We start from the raw sequence: 1,284 nt of genomic DNA, 5'->3' as shown, positions 1-1,284 counted from the left end.
GATCCGCGCAGGCGGCGACGCCGTTTACTGCGCCGCCGGACTGTCGACTGTGCGGCGGTTACGGGAAGAAGGGATCCCAGTCTGTGGGCACGTCGGGCTCATTCCCTCCAAGGCAACATGGACGGGCGGCTTTCGCGCAGTCGGTAAAACTGCCGCGAGTGCACTCGAAGTCTGGCGTCAGGTGAAAGCTCTCGAGGAGGCAGGCGCCTTTGCTGCCGAAATCGAGGTCGTGCCCGGCGAGGTCGCCGCAGCCATATCCAAACGCACATCACTGCTGATGCTTTCGATGGGGGCGGGGACAGGATGCGACGCGCAATATCTGTTCGCCGAGGACGTCCTTGGACAAAACCGCGGTCATTATCCACGCCACGCTAAGGTCTACCGTGATTTTGCCGCCGAGTTCGACCGGCTGCAGGGGGAACGCGTGCAAGCATTTCGGGAGTATGCCGAAGATGTAAAGTCTGGAGCCTACCCGGAGAAGACGCACCTGGTGAGCATCGCCCCGGATGAGCTCGAAAGCTTTTTGAGCAAAATCGAAAGCGAATAACCGCGTTCCGCCAGAAGATGATGGCGTGACCGCGTGTTGGAATCGTCAATTAGGAATCTAGCATGACCAATTATGTTTTGACGGTGACGTGCAAATCGACGCGCGGGATCGTTGCTGCAATTTCCAACTACCTTGCTGAGAAGGGCTGCAACATCGTCGACAGCTCGCAGTTCGACGACCTCGACACCGGCAGGTTCTTCACCCGCGTCTCCTTCATCTCCGAAGAAGGCGTGAAGCTTCCGCCCCTCGTCGCGGGGTTCAAGCCGATCGCCGAGAAATTCGAGATGGACGCAGAAATCCACGAAGGCCAGAGCCGCATGAAGGTGCTTTTGATGGTGTCGCGCTTCGGCCATTGCCTCAACGACCTGCTCTACCGCTGGAAGATTGGCGCCCTGCCGATCGAGATCGTCGGCGTCGTGTCCAATCATTTCGAATACCAGAAGGTGGTTGTCAACCACGACATTCCGTTCCACCATATCCCCGTCACCAAGGCCAACAAGCCACAGGCCGAGGCCCGGATCATGGACGTGGTCGAGCAGACCGGCACGGAACTGATCGTGCTTGCCCGCTACATGCAGATCCTGTCGGATCAGATGTGCCAAAAGATGTCGGGCAGGATCATCAATATCCACCATTCGTTCCTGCCGTCCTTCAAGGGTGCCAACCCCTACAAGCAGGCCTATGAGCGCGGCGTGAAGCTGATCGGCGCGACGGCACATTACGTCACCGCCGATCTT

2 protein-coding genes are annotated in these 1,284 nt (G+C 58.6%); both read left to right on the top strand.

Translation table 11 applies throughout. From position 1 onward, the window contains the following. The coding region (locus A3AY_RS0109980) for a 3-methyl-2-oxobutanoate hydroxymethyltransferase (protein WP_018325537.1) at nt 1–547 on the top strand (547 nt) is incomplete at its 5' end. A gap of 62 nt (nt 548–609) precedes the next feature. Continuing rightward, nucleotides 610–1,284 (top strand): formyltetrahydrofolate deformylase (locus tag A3AY_RS0109975; protein ID WP_018325536.1); only part of this gene is annotated, 675 nt, incomplete at its 3' end.

This window comes from Rhizobium giardinii bv. giardinii H152 (assembly GCF_000379605.1).
Taxonomy (GTDB): Bacteria; Pseudomonadota; Alphaproteobacteria; order Rhizobiales; family Rhizobiaceae; genus Pararhizobium; species Pararhizobium giardinii.
This window is presented reverse-complemented; position numbering and strand designations above follow the sequence as displayed.